Consider the following 16,952-nt stretch of genomic DNA (forward strand, 5'->3'; position numbering starts at 1 on the left):
GTCTAACCCACGAGCGTAAAAAGGGGAACCGCCTTTTGAAGAGAGTTTAATCCTTCCGGAAGACGAGCCTTCCGAGCCAGCCTGTCAGCATGGCCAACGACACCGCGAAGACGCCATACAGGAAAGAATAATCGTGGGCGACGCGGAAGATCGACTGTTCGAAACCGGATTTGCGGATTTCGAGCTGGGCGGAGCTTTCCTTGATGAACAGGCCGCTCTTGAACAGGAACGCACGAGCCTTGTGGGTGCCGACCGGAACATTGGGGGCGAGCCTGACGGTGGCGCGGAACAGGTTCTGCGACAGGAATTGCACGCCGCCGACATTCACGCTGTAGAGGCCGGTCGCCGTCTTGCGCTCGCGCAGCGCTGCGGTGAATTCCTGGATGGTCGCCGGACTGTCGCCAGCGTCGGCCGGCTGCATATAGATGTTGGCGGCGCCGAGCGACAGTTGCTTGTAGCTGTTGGGGTCGGTGACGTCCTGCAGCGGCCGCGTCGTCGCCACCGAATAGGACACCGGCACATTCTTGAAGGTCTCGGACTCCAGATTGATCCAGATGCCGAGCACCCGGTCCTTGCGGCGCACGACGACCTTCCGGGCCGGACCCTCAAGCACGACGACGATGTCGTAGCGCCCCTGGCGCGCGACACGCGGGTCGGCATTTTCCAATGAGCCGAAGATGGTGAGGTCGGCGCCGGAAAAGCCGGCGGTGATCGAGACATGGTCGGTGGACAGGCCGATCTGGATGTTTTCGGTAACCGGCGTCTGCGTTCTTGCCGGTGACGAGGCGGCGAACAGCGACAGCGAGGCAACGGCCAGGAACGTCCTAAAACCCGCCATCAGGTCGGATCCGCGCCGGACAGCGAATAGAGGCTGGGCGGCGTCACGAACAGATCGATGGCGAGCCGGATGGCAACCGCTAGGACCAGCAGTGCGAGCAGCGCCCTGAGCTGCTCGCCGCGCAGCCTTTGGCCGGCCTTGGCGCCGTATTGCGCGCCGGCGACGCCGCCCGCCATCAACAAGAAGGCGAGCATGACGTCGACCGTCTGGTTGGTGGTGGCATGGACCAGCGTGGTGTAGGCCGAGGTGAAGATGATCTGGAACAGCGAGGTGCCGACGACCACGTTGGTCGGCACTTTCAAGAGATAGATCAGCGCCGGCACCATGATGAAGCCGCCGCCGACGCCCATGATCGACGACAGGAAACCGATGCCGGCGCCGAGGCCGAGCACCGGGATGACGCTGACGAAAAGCTTTGAGGCCCTGAACCGCATCTTCAGCGGCAAGCGGTGGATCCAGTTGTGCTGGCCGGATTTCTTCAGCACCGGTGCCGCGCCGCTGCGCGCGGCGCGCAGCGCATTGACACTCTCGACCAGCATCAGCCCGCCAACGGTGCCGAGCAGCACGACGTAGAGCAGCGAGATGAACAGGTCGAGCTGGCCGAGCCGGCGCAAGAAGCCAAAGACGAAGATGCCGCCGGTCGAGCCGACGATGCCGCCGGCCAAAAGCACACCGCCGAGCTTGAAGTCGAGCGTGCCGCGCTTCACGTGCGACAATGCGCCGGAGAAGGAGGAGGCGATGACCTGGTTGGCGCCGGTGGCGACTGCGATCGCCGGCGGTATGTTGTAGAAGATCAGCAGCGGCGTGATCAGGAAGCCGCCGCCCACTCCGAACATGCCCGAGAGGAAACCCACCGCCGCGCCCATGGCCAGCAGCACGAAGATGTTGACGGAAATTTCCGCGATCGGGAGATAGATGCCCACCCGTCAGTCTCGATCAGTTTGCCCGTCGGCGAATGCAACCGTGGCGGGCATTCGCGCCAAAAGCCTGTCCGTTCTTGCGCCGGCCGGGCGGCGAAGTCAAACCTCGCCACGTCGCCGAAACAAAAAACAACTCAATCAGTTAACAGGCAAATGTGTGGCAAAGGCGTCGCGGAAACGACGCATCTGACGTTATTTGCGCGCAAGCAGCGCCTTGACCAGCTTTTCGTCGACCGTGCCGGTGGGCTTCAGGTCGTTGTCAGTCTGGAAAGCCATGATGGCATCCTTGGTTTTCTGGCCCATCACGCCATCGTCATTGCCGGCCTCGTAGCCGTTCTTGTTGAGAATGCGCTGGATGTTCTGAACGACCTTCTTCATGTCGACGCTGGCGGTCGTCTGCGGCGTGCCGTCCTGCCACGATTCGGGAATATCGGCCGAATTGGCCGCGGGATCGAGCGGCTTTGCCTTCCACAGCTCCGTGGCGGCGCGTGCGCGTTCGAGCTGCTCGGGCCTGAGCGCCTTGGCGATCTCGTCGCGCTTTGCCGCCGCATCCTTGTCGCCGGTCTTGGCGACGAGCGCGAACCATTTGTAGGACTCTTCGAGATTCTGCTTCATGCCGACGCCCTTCGCCGCCAGGATGCCGAGATTGAACTGGCTGTCCTTGACGCCGAGATCGGCGGCGGCCTGGAACCAGTGCGCGGCCGATTCATTGTCGGTCACGCCGTCCGCCGCCATGGCGAAGAGCACGGCGAGGTTGTGCATGGCGCTGGCGTTGCCCTGCGCGGCGGCGAGCTGGTACCAGGTCTTCGCCTTCTTGACGTCGCGCGCGACGCCGGTGCCCTTCTCGTAGAAGTTGCCGATGCGGTATTCCGCCGGTGCGAAGCCGAGCTCGGCTGATTTCTCGTACCATTTGGCGGCCGCTGCCATGTCTTGCTTGACGCCGCGCGATTCGGCGTAGCGCGAGCCGATCTCGAACAGTGCCTTGGCGTCGCCGCCGGCCGCTGCGTCACGCAAGGCAGCCGGGCCGGCATCGGCTGGAATGTCGATCTTGGCAGTGGCCGCCGCCGTCGAAGCAACCGCTGACGTGACCGTGCCGGTCATGTCCTGGGTCGCGGGCGTGGCGTCCGGCGCGGTGGCCATTGGTTCGGCGTCCGCAGCCGTCGGGCCCGCAGGTGCCGACGCTGTCACGTTCGCCGCCGCCGGATCGGGCGACGTCGTTGAAGCCATTGGCGCAGGAACAGGCTCGGCCGCGGACCCTGAGTCGATCGGCGTTTCGGCATCCGCCGATCTTTCGCCATATGACGGCGTGACGATGGCGGCCTGCGCCGGCATGTCGTCCTCGGCTACCGATTCGGATGGCTCTGCCTGTCGGACAGCGTGGTCTGGTGCGCTAGCCCCTGCAGTTTCTGTGTCCGTCTTCGGCTCGTTGACGGTACCGACCGATGCGGTTTCCGCTGGCTGCGCGGCCGCCATCGGCGCCGTATCGTTGCTGGCTATTTCGACCGGGTCGGAGACAAAGGCCTTGCCCAATTGCAGGCCGGCGAGCGCCAGCATGACCGCGGCGGCTGCCATCAGAATCGGCTTGCGTCGCGCCTTGAGCAAGTCGCCGATCCTGAGCGCTTTTACCGGCCCCCTCATCGTCGATTGCCGCTTGAGAGCGTCGGCCTCGGCAGCGGCCGCTTGCGCCGCGCGCCTGGCAGCGGCGATGAAGTCGGATTTCGAAGCGTCGGCATTGCCGGCCCCGCCGGGCGGGCCGCGTTCGTCGCGCACGCGCTTCATGATGGCGTTGAGGTCAGGTGGGCCGGAGCCGGGCTCCAGCGGCCGGTTGGCAACCTTCGGGTCCAGCGGCTCGTCGAGATCGGCAATCGGTATCTCGACATCAGGCGCGGAGCCGGCAAGCGGTGGAACAATCGTCTCCTTCTTGGCCTTGAAGGCGCGCGCCAGTCCGCCGAGCATCGACTTCCGGCCGCCGGTCGGCTGGCTTTTTTCCGCCGTGTCCGAGCCAAGCGCCGCCATGGCCGCGGCCGCGGCGGCTTCGGCCGGCGTACGCGTGCCCGGGTCGCTACGCGTGCCCAGGTCGCTACGCGTGCCCGGTTCGCTATGGGAACCTGGTTCATCACTGATCATGGCAGAGACATGGCTGTCGAGGTCGGCCATGTCTTCCGTCAGCGGCGATGGCTGGTCTATGTCCATGGACGGCGCGTCACGTACGGCCATCTTTGACGATCGCACGCCGCGCCAGCTGTCCGGCTCGGCCGGCTGCGTATTCAGAAGTTCGCTCACAGCGTCGGCCGGCTCGTCGGTTTCCAGCGAGCCCAGCCGGTCGACGATCTTGAGCAGCGTGTCGTGGATGGCTTCGAAGGTCCTCGAATTGCGCTCGTCGGAACGGCGCGTCAGTGCTTCGAGCGTCTTCAGATCCTGGGCGAGGCCAGAGACGGCCGCCGTGTTGGCACTGGAGCCCGCCAACGAACGGACGGCGCTCTCGGCTGCCTCGCGCGCCGCGCTGAGGATGGAATCGCGGGTGCCAGCCAGCGACTTCTCGATTTCGTTGAGACGAGGGCTGATATCCTCCAATTCCGGCAGTGGCGCGCCGGGTTTCGAAAGGTGCGCCGACAGGCCCGCGACCTGCGCTTCCAGGCTGCGGATCAGGGCCGGGTCGATGCCGGCGACTTGTGCCGCCGATGAATCCAGCCGGACTGAAATGTCTTCGAGCCGGCTTTCCAGGCCACGGATCGCCGCTTCACCTGCGTGATCAGGAACGCGCGTCTCCAAGCGCTTGGCCAGCGCGCTGAAGCGGGCGTCGAGGGCGTCCATGATGCCGGCCCCGTCGATCTGCGGCATGCGCTGGTCCAGCCTGTCGGCAACTTCATCCAGCCGGCGCTCGAGATCGCGAAACAGCATGTTGCCTTGTTCGATCGCGTCGCCCTGGCGGCGCTCCATCATGCCGGACAGCACGTCGAAACGCTGTTCCAGCCCCTGGAAGATATAGTCGGCGTCCGGCATGGCAGGCGCCCGGTCGATCTTGTCGGCAATAAGCGCGATCTGCTTGTCGAGACGCTCCATCGCCTGCTCAGGCAAATTGGCCCGGTTGGCAAGATCGTCGACCCGGCTCGACAGCATGTTGAGGCGGTCGATGACCTCGCCGCTGGGGTGGACTTGCGTCACTTCCTCGATCTGTTCGGCAAGCGAGGCGATCCGCTTCTCGATACGCTCGAATGCTTCGGGGTCGAATGAATTGGCCTGCGCAGCGACGGTCGAGGCGACGATGGCGCGGGAAATCTCGTCCAGCCGCTCGTCGATCATCGCCAATGTGCTGCTGCCGAGGCTGTCCTGCTGGCGGGCGAAATGCTCAACGGCGCCGGCAAGCGTGCGGACCTTCTCTTCGAGCGAGCGCAGCGACAGCGATTCTGGCAGATTGTTGACGGCATTGCTGATCTGTTCGAGCCGTTCGGTCAGCATCGAAAGACCGGGTGCGTCCGACCGCTGTCGCTGATCGGCATCGACACGATCCTCGAACGCGGTCCAGCGGCGGTCGAACTCGTCCCAGCGGCGGCCGACCTCCTGCACACTCTCCTCGCGCGCCAATGTGTCGAGCGCGGCCTTGACCTGCTCCAGATCGAGCCGGAGCATGTTGACGCTTCTGTCGTCGCTCTTTTCGGCCAGGGACTGGATGGCGCCGGAAAGCCGCTCGAACTCGACGCCGAGTTCGGCGCTGCCTTTGCCTCCCGCCGATAGGCCACCCGTCTGGGTGCTTGCCTGGAAAGCCCGCTCGATGTCGTTGCGCAGCGCTTCGAATTCGCGCTGCAGGCCGGCGGTCATCTGGTGGCGCAGTTCCTCGCGCAGGCCGCGCAATTCGCCGGCGATCTTGCCGACCACGGCGACGCCGTCCTCCTGGCCGCGCACGCGGTCGATGTCGCGGGCGATCGCCTGGTAATTCTGGTCGAAGGCAGCCGGCGCTGGGCTTTTCGGCGGCTGCTCGGGGCGCGGATCCTCATAGGGCCGGGCGCTGGCATAGCGCGGCTCCGCGCTCAGCCGGCGCGGATCGGGACGTTCGCTCAAGTCCTCGCGCGTCCGCTCCAGCCGTTGCTCCAGCGTTTCCAGGGAACGGTTGAGCTGTTCAAGCGTGGTGTACGGCCTGCGCTGCCGGCCGGTGTTGAGTGTATCGAGATAGGACCGCTTGCTGTTCATCGATGCGCCCGTTCAGTTTCACTGCTGGCTTTATAACCAGTGTTCCCAAAGTCCTGCCGGAAACGAAGGCGGCCGCGGTTTTGCTGCGGTGGACTCCGAAAAACCGTGAAAAATTCGCTACAGGATAAACACGGGGAACCGACATGCGTACATTTCGCCCAACGTGGTAAACAACGCGTTAACCAAGCTTAAGAAGTTGCAACGATGTTGACGAGCGCCTGAAGCGCCTGGCCATGCGCTGGCGGATGCGGCAAAAAGGTCCTCCCGCACGACGCCCTTGCTTCGTGAGGCGGCTATCGGTATAGAATTGACGTAAACGTAAGGGTGCAAGATTGTGCCGTTTGCGATTTGTTTGTTGAAACCACGAGTGGAAGCACGCCCCCGCTTCGACTCAGGCGACGCACGGTCCAGGACCGCGGCGCCACCAGATGGGGAAAGCCAGTGACCATGAAACTTGTTTCGCCCGGCGAAGCCGCGGCCAATACCAATGACATGTCCGATAAAGCCGGCGAGGATCTTGTCCGCATCGGCGAGATGGCCAAGAAATACGGAGTAACGCTGCGTACGCTGCGTTTCTACGAGGACAAGGGCCTTCTCAATCCGCAGCGCGACGGCTCGACCCGTCTCTACACGCGCCGCGACAAGGCGCGGCTGAAGCTGATCCTGCTCGGCCGCAAGGTCGGGTTCTCGCTGCGCGACGTCAAGCAGATGATGGACCTCTACGACCCCAGCGGTTCCAACACCAAGCAGTTGCGACTGACGCTCGACAAGTCGGAGAAGCAGCTTGCCCGTCTGCAGAAGCAGCGGGCCCTGATCGACGATGCCATCAACGAGTTGAGCAACTCGATGGCGGCGGTGCGTCAGATGCTGAGCGAACGCTCGGCGCCGCAGGCCAGCGTCGCCGGATAATTCTTCGCCGGCTTCCGGTGAACGGCCTTCTGGGAGAGAGCCGCGTGTGCCCTGGCTGCGCGGCTCTTCCCGTTGTCTTGCGGCTGCGCCGGGATTTTCAATCTGTTCGGACTGGCTACGGCCAGCGCCGTTACGCTATGAGCGAGCGCCGGGGAAAATTTGTCGCATCAAAAAATTGACGTTTACGCAAACGTCAACTTTTGCTATTCCGACCTGAACATTGGTCCGCATGCCCGTCTGACTTCACATTGGGGGATTCGGGGCCAAGGCCGCATGGTGGAGGAAATGCATGCCGATCTACAGGGCGCCGGTCCAGGACACGCTGTTTGTGCTGAACGAAGTGCTGGGCTACCAGCGCTATTCCAATCTTCCCGGATTTTCCGACGCGACGCCGGACGTGGTCGAGGCCATCCTTGCCGAGGGCGCCAAGCTCGCTGAAAATGTCATGCAGCCGCTGAACCGCGTCGGCGACATGGAAGGCTGCGAGCGCCATGGCGACGGTTCGGTGACGACGCCGAAGGGCTTCAAGGAGGCCTTCAACCAATACCGCGAGGGCGGCTGGTTGGGGCTGGCCGCACCCGTCGAATTTGGCGGCCAGGGTCTGCCTTACGCGGTGCATACCGCTGTTTCCGAATATATGATTTCGGCCAACATGTCGCTGATGATGTACCCCGGCCTGACGCAGGGCGCCATCGCCGCGATCATTACCCATGGCACCGACGAGCAGAAGGCGCTCTGGTTGCCGAAGCTGGTCGAAGGCGTCTGGACTGGCACCATGAACCTGACCGAGCCGCATTGCGGCACCGATCTCGGCCTGCTGCGCACCAGGGCGGTTCCCAATGGCGACGGCACCTACAGGATCTCAGGTCAGAAGATCTTCATATCGGCCGGCGAGCACGACATGGCGGACAACATCGTCCACCTGGTGCTGGCCCGCATCGACGGCGCGCCGGAAGGCGTGAAGGGCATTTCGCTGTTCATCGTGCCGAAGCTCAAGCTCGATGCATCTGGCAATCCTGGCGAGAAGAACGCCGTCTCCTGCGGCTCGATCGAGGAGAAGATGGGCATCCATGGCAATTCGACCTGCGTCATGAATTATGACGAGGCACAAGGCACGCTGCTTGGCGAGACGAATGGCGGGCTGAAAGCCATGTTCACGATGATGAATGAAGCGAGGCTCGGCGTCGGCCTGCAGGGGCTTTCTGTGTCGGAGGTCGCCTACCAGAACGCTGTGTCCTATGCCAAGGATCGCCTGCAGGGACGCTCGCTGTCTGGGCCGAAGGCGCCGGACAAGAAGGCCGACCCGATCATCGTCCACCCCGATATCCGCCGCAGCCTGATGACCATGAAGGCCTTCAACGAGGCCGGTCGCGCACTGGCACTGTGGACGGCGATCAAGTCCGATATCGCCCACCGTGCCAGTGACGACAAGGACCGCCAGGCTGCCGACGACTACACCGGGCTGATGACGCCGGTGGTCAAGGGCGTGCTCACCGACAAGGGTTTCGACCACGCGGTGATGGCGCAGCAAGTGCTCGGCGGGCACGGCTATATCGAAGAGCACGGCATGAGCCAGTTCGTGCGCGATGCCCGCATCGCCATGATCTACGAGGGCGCCAACGGCATCCAGGCGCTCGACCTCGTCGGCCGCAAGCTGGCCTTGAATGGCGGCCGTGCCGTGCAGGCCTTCTTCAGGGAGGTCGGCGAGTTCTGCGAGGAGAACCGCACTGATGAGAAGATGGCGCCCTTTACCAAGGCGCTGAAGAAGGGCCTCAACGATCTGCAGGCGGCGACGATGTGGCTGATGCAGAACGGCATGGCCAAGCCCGATAACGCCGGCGCCGCCTCGACCGACTACATGCATCTCTTCGGCCTGGTGGCGCTGGGCTATATGTGGGCACAGATGGCCAAGGCAGCCGGGGCAAAATTGGCGAATGGCGCCAATGGTTCTTCGGCCTTCTACGACAGCAAGCTGGTGACGGCGCGCTTCTTCATGGAGCGGATCATGCCGGAAACGTCGGCACACCTCGCCTGCATCTCCAGCGGCGCCGATACATTGATGGCACTGCCGGCGGAAGCGTTCTAAGCTCGATTTTCCCTCCCCTCGAGGGGAGGGGAACGTCGGCGCAAGGGAGAAACAGCATGACCAACCCCGCCGAAATTCTTTGCCTTCCCAAACCTGCCTGGGCGGCGGACGAGGTCGGCATGCTCTATGACATGGCGCACCGCTTCATGTCGGAAGAGATCGTGCCGCGCTATGACGAGTTCGAGAAGAACGAGATGGTCGACCGCGAGAGCTGGCTGAAGGCGGGCGCGGCCGGTCTGCTCTGTGCCTCGATGCCGGAGGAATATGGCGGTTCGGGCGGGACGTTCGCGCATGAGAGCGCCATCATCGAGGCGATCGGCCATGTCGGCGTCGACGGTTTCGGCATCGGCCTGCACAATTCGATCGTCGCCCCTTACATCCTCCACTACGGCTCGGAGGAGCAGAAGAAGAAGTGGCTGCCGAAACTGGCGACCGGCGAGCTGATCGGCGCCATCGCCATGACCGAGCCCGGCGCCGGTTCCGACCTGCAAGGCGTCAAAACGCGCGCCGAGAAGGACGGCAACCAGTACAAGGTCAACGGCTCAAAAACCTTCATCACCAACGGCCAGCTCGCCCATTTCATCATAATCGTCACCAAGACCGACCCGGAGAAGGGCGCCAAGGGCACTTCGCTGATCGTCGTCGAGACCGACGAGGTGGAAGGGTTCGAGCGCGGCCGCAACCTCGACAAGATCGGGCTCAAGGCCAACGACACGTCGGAACTGTTCTTCAACGATATGCGCGTGCCGACCTCCAATCTGCTCGGCCACGAGGAAGGCCAGGGCTTCGTCCAGTTGATGCAGCAATTGCCGCAGGAGCGGCTGCAGATCGGCACCGGCGCCATCGCCATGGTCGAACGGGCGCTGGCGTTGACCATCGACTACGTCAAGGAGCGCAAGGCTTTCGGCAAGGCGATTATCGATTTCCAGAACACCCAGTTCAAGCTGGCCGAACTGAAGACCGAGGCGACCATCGGCCGGGTCTTCTACAATGACTGCGTCGCCCGCCATATCAATGGAGGCCTCGACCCGGTGACGGCCTCGATGGCCAAATACTGGCTATCAGACCTGCAGGGAAAAGTCGTCGACGAATGCCTTCAACTGCATGGCGGCTATGGCTACATGAATGAGTATCCGATCGCCCGCATGTTCCGCGACGCCCGCGTCCAGCGCATCTACGGCGGCACCAACGAGATCATGAAATTGCTGATCGGGCGCTCTCTCTGAGAGACCTTCAGCAAACCAAGGAGCAGGAAAATGGCCGAAGCTTATGTCTATGACGCCGTGCGCACGCCGCGCGGCAGGGGCAAGAAGGATGGCTCGCTGCACGAGGTGCCGGCGGTACGGCTCGGCGCCAAGGTGCTTGCGGCGATCCGTGACCGCAATGGGCTGGACACCGGCGCCGTCGACGACATCATCTTCGGCTGCGTCGATCCGGTCGGCGAGGCGGGTTCTGTCATTCCGCGCGCCGCCGCCTTCGAGGCCGGTTACGACACGAAAGCGCCCGGCATGCAGATCTCGCGTTTCTGCGCCTCTGGTCTGGACGCCATCAATTTCGGCGCCGCCAAGATCGCGCAGGGCGCCGACGAGATCGTCATCGCCGGCGGCGTCGAATCGATGTCGCGCGTCGGCATGGGCGCGTCCGGCGGCGCCTGGTTCATGGACCCCTCGGTCGGCCTGCCGGGCTGGTTTGTGCCGCAAGGCATCTCGGCCGATCTGATCGCCACGAAATACGGCTTTTCGCGCGACGACGTCGACGCCTATGCGGTCGAAAGCCAGAAGCGCGCCGCCAAAGCCTGGGGCGAAGGCCGCTTCAAGAATTCGGTGATCTCGATCAAGGACCAGAACGGCCTGACCATCCTCGACCACGATGAGCATATGCGGCCTTCGACCGATATGCAGTCGCTGGCGGCCCTCAACCCGTCTTTCGTCATGCCCGGCGAAATGGGCGGCTTCGATGCCGTCGCGGTGCAGAAGCACCCCGAGGTGGAGGAGGTCAATCACGTCCATCACGCCGGCAATTCGTCCGGCATCGTCGACGGCGCGGCGGCCGTTCTGCTCGGCTCGAAGAAGGCTGGAAAGTCGCTCGATCTGAAGCCGCGCGCTCGCATCCGTGCATTCGCCAATATCGGTTCGGAGCCGGTGCTGATGCTGACCGGTCCGGTCGACGTGACCGAGAAGCTGCTGAAGCGCGCCAGGATGAAGCTGTCGGACATCGATCTGTTCGAGCTCAACGAGGCGTTCGCCTCGGTGGTACTGCGCTACATGCAGGCTTTCGACATTTCGCACGACAGGATCAACGTCAATGGCGGCGCCATCGCCATGGGCCATCCGCTCGGCGCAACCGGTGCGATGATCTTCGGAACCGTGCTGGACGAACTGGAGCGCCGCGACCTGAACACCGCGCTGGTGACGCTCTGCATCGGCGCCGGCATGGGCACCGCAACGATCATCGAACGCGTCTGACGGGAGAGAGACCGATGAGCTACACCAACTTCACCCTCGACATCGACGCCGATGGCATCGCGCTGGTCACCTGGGACATGCCCGACCGCTCGATGAACGTCTTCACCGAAGAGGCGATGCTGGAACTGAACGCCATCGTGGACAAGGTGGCGAGCGACGCGTCGATAAAGGGGGCGGTGATTACCTCCGGCAAGGACACGTTCTCCGGCGGTGCAGACATCACCATGCTGCAGAAGATGCTGTCGAAGTTCGCAGCCGATAAAGCCAAGGACCTGGACAAGGCGACCAAGGCATTGTTCGACAATGCCGGCTACATGACCGGCCTGTTCCGCAAGCTGGAGACCTCAGGCAAGCCGTGGGTATCGGCGATCAACGGCACCTGCATGGGCGGTGCGTTCGAGCTGTCGCTCGCTTGCCATGGCCGTGTCGCGGCCGATTCCGACAAGGTCAAGATGGCGCTCCCCGAAGTGAAGATCGGCATCTTCCCGGGTGCCGGCGGCACTCAGCGCGTGCCGCGGCTGACCGACCAGCAGCAGGCGCTGCAGATGCTGACTTCCGGCCAGACGCTGTCGCCGCAGAAGGCCAGGTCGATGGGCCTGATCCATGAGATTGCCGAACCGACGAAGTTGGTCGAAACCGCCAAAGCCATGATCAAAAATGGCTTGAAGCCAGTGGCGCCGTGGGACGAGAAGGGCTTCAAGCTGCCCGGCGGCCCGGTCTATTCGGTGGCCGGCGCCAATCTGTGGCCACCGGCAATCGCCATCCTGCGTCGCGAGACCTATGGCAACTATCCGGCTGCCGCAGCCATCCTGAAATGCGTCTATGAAGGCCTACTGGTGCCGTTCGATACCGGCTTGCGCATCGAGCAGCGTTATTTCACCGAGATCATGCAGACCAGGGAAGCGGCGGCGATGATCCGCTCGCTGTTCGTGTCGCTGCAGGAACTGAACAAGGGCGCGCGTCGTCCGGCCGGCGTGCCGGAAACCAAGTTCAAGAAGATCGGCGTAATCGGCGCCGGCTTCATGGGCGCCGGCATCGCCTATGTCACGGCCAAGGCCGGCATTCCGGTGGTGCTGCTCGACCGCGACATGGACGCTGCCGCCAAGGGCAAGGCGCATTCGGACAGCCTGATCTCGGATCAGGTCAGGAAGGGCCGCGCCAAGCCGGAGGATAAGGACAGGCTGCTGTCGCTGATCACGCCGACGGCGGACTATGCCGACCTCGCAGGCTGCGACCTGGTGGTCGAGGCGGTGTTCGAGGAATCGGGCGTCAAGAAGGACGCCACCGAAAAGGCGGAGGCCGTGCTGAAGCCGGCGGCGGTCTTTGCGTCGAACACGTCCACCATCCCGATCACGTCGCTGGCGAAGAATTCGGCGCGGCCGAAGAATTTCATCGGCATCCATTTCTTCTCGCCGGTCGACAAGATGATGCTGGTCGAAATCATTTTGGGCAAGAAGACGGGCGACAAGGCGCTGGCCACTGCGATCGACTTCGTCCGCGCGATCAAGAAGACGCCGATCGTCGTCAACGACACGCGCGGCTTCTACGTCAACCGCTGCGTGCTGCGCTACATGTCGGAAGCCTACAAGATGCTCATCGAGGGGATTCCGGCGCCGATGATCGAGAACGCGGCGAAGGCCGCCGGCATGCCGGTCGGCCCCTTGGCGCTGACGGACGAAACGGCGATCGACCTCGCGCAGAAGATCATGAAGCAGACCATGCGCGATCTCGGCGACAAGGCGGTCGACCCGAAGCAGATGACGCTGATCAACACGCTGGTCGACACGCATGGCCGCTTCGGCCGCAAGAACGGCAAGGGTTTTTACGACTATCCGCAAAAGCCTGCCAAGAAGAAGCTGTGGCCGGGCCTGAAGGATCTCTATCGGCAGTTGCCGCCTGAAGAGGTCGACTATGAGGAACTGAAGCAGCGGCTCCTGGTCACCATCGCGTTGGAGGCGGCCCGGGTGATGGAGGAGGGCATCGTCACCGATCCGCGCGAGGCCGATGTCGGCTCGATCCTCGCTTTCGGCTTCGCGCCCTTTACCGGCGGCGTGCTGTCCTACATCGACGGCATCGGCGCAAAAAAATTCGTCAAGATCGCCAAGGGTCTTCAGAAGAAGTATGGCGGCGAGTTCAAAGCGCCGAAGCTCCTGCTCGAGATGGCAGAGAAGGGCGAGACTTTCTACGAACGCTTTGATCCCTATGCCAGGAGCGAGGCCAAGAAGGCGGCGTGACGCCGCCTTCGGTGGTGGACAAAATCACGGCCACCGGTTAGAACGGAGAAGGTATTTTTTCCTGTTCGGAAGGGGAGCAAAAGTGCTCTCGCATGATCGCGTTTGGGCCGCCATCGATGCTCTCGCCGAGCGCTATTCGCTCTCGGCGTCGGGGCTGGCGAAACGCGCGGGCCTCGATTCGACCGCCTTCAACAAGTCGAAGCGGCTGTCCTCGGACGGGCGGCCGCGCTGGCCGTCGACCGAGTCGCTGGCCAAAATCATCGAGGCGACCGGCGCCTCGCTCGACGAATTCACCGGACTGGTCGAAGGCCGGGGCAAGACCGTCCCCGGATCTCTGCCGGCACAGACGTCTTCGGTGCCGCTGCTCGGCTTCGCCCAGGCCGGCGCCGGCGGCTTCTTCGACGATGCCGGCTTTCCCGTGGGGCAGGGCTGGGACCTGATCGAGCTTCCAGCGCGGGCGACCGAAACCTCCTATGCGCTGCAGGTCCAGGGCGATTCCATGCTGCCGCTCTACCGCAACGGCGACGTGCTGATCGTCGAGCCGGGCGCCGCCACCCGCAAGGGCGATCGCGTCGTCGTCAAGACCAATGCCGGCGAGGTAATGGCCAAGGTGCTGGACCGTCAGACGGCGAAGTCGATCATGCTGGTCTCGCTCAATCCCGATCACCCGGATCGCGACATCCCGATGCGCGATGTCGAATGGGTGGCGCGGATTGTCTGGGCAAGCCAGTAGGGGCCGCCGGTGAGTCCGCTTCATGCCGCCGCCGCGGTATTGACGATCCTGGCAATGGGGGCTGCGATTGCCGCAGGTGGCCGCGCCGTGCTGCAGGACGAAAATGGGCGCGTCGCGGCTCGGGCGCAGGCCAGCATCGCGGCGCAATCCCAAGCGCCTGCTACATCAGCAAATCCGCGACCCAAGGCGGCGAGCCCAGAGGCGCGTTCCAGGGCCATCGATCCCGAAGTCGTCGCGCCGCCGCAGCTTCAGCCGCAAGAGCTTGAGCGGGTCGAGCCGCGCGCGCCGCTGAGTGAGTTGGCGCTGGCTGGACCGCCCAAGCCGCCCAAAACGAAAATGCCCGACGACTGGAACGGGACAAAACTGTTCCAGCCGGTTGCATCGGCCGCCGGTGTGATCGAGGCCAAGGGCTACTCCGTCGCGATTTCCGGCGTCGACATCGTCAGGCAGGACGAAACGTGCACCGACGGCGGCAAGTCGTGGACGTGTGGCACCCGGGCGCGAACGGCGTTCCGTGCCTTCCTGCGCGGTCGGGCGGTGGTCTGCACGGTGCCACCCGAGGGCGGCCGCGACCTGATCACCGCCGAATGCCGCGTCGGCAACCAGGATGTCGGCCAGTGGTTGATCGAAAACGGCTGGGCGCGCGCCGCCAAGGGTGGCCCTTACGTCGAGGCCGGCGAGAAGGCCCGTATGGCGAGGACGGGCATTTTCGGGCCGGCGCCCAGTCTCTCCGGCCTGCCTCCGGCACCAGCCCCCTTTGCGGCCACAGCGCAGCCGACGCAGCCGATTCTCGATCCTTCGGCGGCGGCTACGCCGCCAGCTGACCAGCCAGCGCCTTCTGAATGAGCGCGCGGGTTTCTGCTATTCCGTAGAGCGCAGCGAAGGAACCGAAGCGCGGGCCGCGCTCCTGTCCGATCAAAATCTGGTAGATCATCTGGAAGAAGGCGACGGAGACGCCCGGCCCGCCTTCCGGGCTCTGCTTCGAATGGTCCTGATAGCGCTCGATCTTGCGCGCGACGTTGAGAGCGGCATTCTGGATCGCCTCGCCATCGGCATCTGTCGGCAATGCGGCGAGCGCTTCGGACAGTTTCGTCAGCGCCTCGCGCTCGACCGCATCGGCGGCCCGGTACACCTTGGCCGGCTTCACGAAATCGTCGAAATAGCGGATCGCATACTCGGCCAGCCGGTCGAGCTCGGGATGGGTCTTCGGCGTCACGCCTGACGTGTGGCGCAAAATGAACCCCCACAGCACGTCCTTGTTCTGGGCGTTCGAGGCGCTGACCAGATTGAGCAGCAGCGCGAACGATACCGGCAGGTCGACGACAGGCGGGTTGCCGTCATGCATGTGCCAGACGGGATTTCCCAGCCGCTCCTTCCACTCCTGCCGGCGATAGGCGGACAGAAAGGCGTAATACTCGTCCACCGCCTTCGGAATGACGTCGAAATAGAGCTTCTTGGCCTGCCGCGGCCGCTGGTACATATAGAGCTCGAGGCTTTCGGTCGGCGCGTAGGTCAGCCACTCGTCGATGGTCAGTCCGTTGCCCTTCGACTTCGAAATCTTCTGGCCGTTCTCGTCCAGGAACAGCTCATAGACGAAATGCTCGGGAGCGCGCCCGCCCAGGATATTGCAGATACGGTCGTAGATCACCGCATTCGTCTGGTGGTCTTTGCCGAACATTTCGAAATCGACGCCGAGCGCGGCCCAGCGCATGCCGAAATCCGGCTTCCACTGCAGCTTCACCCTGCCGCCGGTTATGGGCAGCGTGGTTTCGGTGCCGTCATCGTCGAAGGTGATAGTGCCGGCCTTGGCGTCGACATGCTTCATGGGGACGTAAAGCACGCGGCCGCTTTTGGGGGAAATCGGCAAGAACGGACTGTAGGTCGCCTGACGCTCCTCTCCGAGCGTCGGCAGCATCACGTCCATGATTTTGTCGAAACGTTCGGCAGCGCGCAGCAGAACGTCGTCGAAATGGCCAGCCTTGTAGTATTCCGTCGCGCTGGCGAACTCATAGTCGAAGCCGAACGTGTCCAGGAAACGGCAAAGCATTGCGTTGTTGTGGTCTGCGAAGCTCGCATAGTCGCCGCCAAAAGGATTGGGAACGGACGAGAGCGGCTTGTGCAGGTGCGGCTCGAGTGCGGCGCGATCGGGGACGCTGTCCGGAATCTTGCGCATGCCGTCCATGTCGTCGGAAAAGCACAAGATCTTGGTCTTGACGGTGTCCCGGGTGAGGACGCGGAAGGCGTGGCGCACCATCGAGGTGCGTGCGACCTCGCCGAAAGTACCGATGTGCGGCAGCCCCGACGGACCGTAGCCGGTCTCAAACAGGACAGTCTCGGGAAAGTCAGCCCCTTTGTAGCGATCGACGATCTTCCTGGCTTCCTCGAACGGCCACGCCTTGCTTTCGGCCGCTGCCGCAAGCACCTCGGGATTGAGATCGATGATGTTTGATCCCGCCATGTCACTGTTTTCCAAATTATTCGCTGGCATCGTCGCAAGAAGGGGCCGGATGATTTTTTCAACCGGTCTCTAGGCGTGCCTGCCGTGGGCGTCAACGATCGCGGCGCTTTTTCCTTGCGAC

At 63.6% G+C, this 16,952-nt stretch carries 11 protein-coding genes; 7 read left to right on the forward strand and 4 right to left on the reverse strand.

Annotated elements, in window-relative coordinates; translation table 11 throughout:
- Positions 1 to 46: 46 nt before the first annotated feature.
- The 3 genes from AC0L2B_RS32270 to AC0L2B_RS32280 all read right to left on the reverse strand — a co-directional run bounded on the left by AC0L2B_RS32270 (position 47) and on the right by AC0L2B_RS32280 (position 5,946).
- Entirely contained in the window at positions 47 to 838 is a 792-nt protein-coding gene (locus AC0L2B_RS32270) for a TIGR02186 family protein (RefSeq protein WP_473510170.1), read from the reverse strand.
- The gene (locus AC0L2B_RS32275; RefSeq protein ID WP_091600326.1) at positions 838 to 1,761 is read right to left on the reverse strand and encodes a sulfite exporter TauE/SafE family protein; all 924 of its coding nucleotides are present in this window, start codon (positions 1,759 to 1,761) and stop codon (positions 838 to 840) included. Before AC0L2B_RS32275 ends, AC0L2B_RS32270 begins: the two co-directional genes overlap by 1 nt.
- Before the next feature lie 189 nt (positions 1,762 to 1,950).
- On the reverse strand, positions 1,951 to 5,946 hold the full coding sequence (locus tag AC0L2B_RS32280; protein ID WP_473748211.1) for a peptidoglycan-binding protein: 3,996 nt from the start codon (positions 5,944 to 5,946) through the stop codon (positions 1,951 to 1,953).
- 447 nt (positions 5,947 to 6,393) lie between these two features.
- Between AC0L2B_RS32280 and AC0L2B_RS32285 the strand changes: the two genes are divergently transcribed.
- The 7 genes from AC0L2B_RS32285 to AC0L2B_RS32315 all read left to right on the forward strand — a co-directional run bounded on the left by AC0L2B_RS32285 (position 6,394) and on the right by AC0L2B_RS32315 (position 15,219).
- Positions 6,394 to 6,855: a MerR family transcriptional regulator gene (locus AC0L2B_RS32285; protein WP_023802166.1), complete on the forward strand. Its 462-nt coding sequence runs from the start codon at positions 6,394 to 6,396 to the stop codon at positions 6,853 to 6,855.
- 289 nt (positions 6,856 to 7,144) lie between these two features.
- Positions 7,145 to 8,941 carry an acyl-CoA dehydrogenase gene (locus tag AC0L2B_RS32290; RefSeq protein WP_473748212.1) on the forward strand — a complete coding sequence of 599 codons (1,797 nt, stop codon included), beginning with the start codon at positions 7,145 to 7,147 and terminating at the stop codon, positions 8,939 to 8,941.
- A 56-nt stretch (positions 8,942 to 8,997) separates the two neighbouring features.
- The gene (locus AC0L2B_RS32295) at positions 8,998 to 10,167 is read left to right on the forward strand and encodes an acyl-CoA dehydrogenase family protein (protein WP_473748213.1); all 1,170 of its coding nucleotides are present in this window, start codon (positions 8,998 to 9,000) and stop codon (positions 10,165 to 10,167) included.
- 30 nt (positions 10,168 to 10,197) lie between these two features.
- Complete coding sequence (locus tag AC0L2B_RS32300) at positions 10,198 to 11,406, forward strand: acetyl-CoA C-acetyltransferase (protein ID WP_473490486.1); 1,209 nt, start codon at positions 10,198 to 10,200, stop codon at positions 11,404 to 11,406.
- A 14-nt stretch (positions 11,407 to 11,420) separates the two neighbouring features.
- Positions 11,421 to 13,640 (forward strand): FAD-dependent oxidoreductase, encoded by a 2,220-nt coding sequence (locus tag AC0L2B_RS32305; protein WP_473748214.1) that lies wholly within the window; start codon positions 11,421 to 11,423, stop codon positions 13,638 to 13,640.
- An 82-nt stretch (positions 13,641 to 13,722) separates the two neighbouring features.
- A complete protein-coding gene (locus AC0L2B_RS32310; RefSeq protein WP_091600331.1) occupies positions 13,723 to 14,373 on the forward strand; it encodes a S24 family peptidase in 651 nt (216 codons plus the stop codon).
- 9 nt (positions 14,374 to 14,382) lie between these two features.
- Positions 14,383 to 15,219 carry a thermonuclease family protein gene (locus tag AC0L2B_RS32315; protein WP_473748215.1) on the forward strand — a complete coding sequence of 279 codons (837 nt, stop codon included), beginning with the start codon at positions 14,383 to 14,385 and terminating at the stop codon, positions 15,217 to 15,219.
- Here the strand turns inward: AC0L2B_RS32315 and AC0L2B_RS32320 are convergent.
- Positions 15,182 to 16,831, reverse strand: coding sequence for a lysine--tRNA ligase (locus tag AC0L2B_RS32320; protein WP_473748216.1), 1,650 nt, complete (start codon positions 16,829 to 16,831; stop codon positions 15,182 to 15,184). The genes AC0L2B_RS32315 and AC0L2B_RS32320 overlap by 38 nt on opposite strands.
- Positions 16,832 to 16,952: the final 121 nt, after the last annotated feature.

The organism is Mesorhizobium sp. WSM4815 (assembly GCF_055811575.1).

Bases quoted from the DNA above. Each gene is read 5' to 3' on its own strand.
- AC0L2B_RS32270 (WP_473510170.1), bottom strand. From the start codon at position 838: ATGGCGGGTTTTAGGACGTTCCTGGCCGTTGCCTCGCTGTCGCTGTTC.
- AC0L2B_RS32305 (WP_473748214.1), top strand. From the start codon at position 11,421: ATGAGCTACACCAACTTCACCCTCGACATCGACGCCGATGGCATCGCG.
- AC0L2B_RS32285 (WP_023802166.1), top strand. From the start codon at position 6,394: ATGAAACTTGTTTCGCCCGGCGAAGCCGCGGCCAATACCAATGACATG.
- AC0L2B_RS32295 (WP_473748213.1), top strand. From the start codon at position 8,998: ATGACCAACCCCGCCGAAATTCTTTGCCTTCCCAAACCTGCCTGGGCG.
- AC0L2B_RS32320 (WP_473748216.1), bottom strand. From the start codon at position 16,831: ATGGCGGGATCAAACATCATCGATCTCAATCCCGAGGTGCTTGCGGCA.
- AC0L2B_RS32280 (WP_473748211.1), bottom strand. From the start codon at position 5,946: ATGAACAGCAAGCGGTCCTATCTCGATACACTCAACACCGGCCGGCAG.
- AC0L2B_RS32300 (WP_473490486.1), top strand. From the start codon at position 10,198: ATGGCCGAAGCTTATGTCTATGACGCCGTGCGCACGCCGCGCGGCAGG.
- AC0L2B_RS32290 (WP_473748212.1), top strand. From the start codon at position 7,145: ATGCCGATCTACAGGGCGCCGGTCCAGGACACGCTGTTTGTGCTGAAC.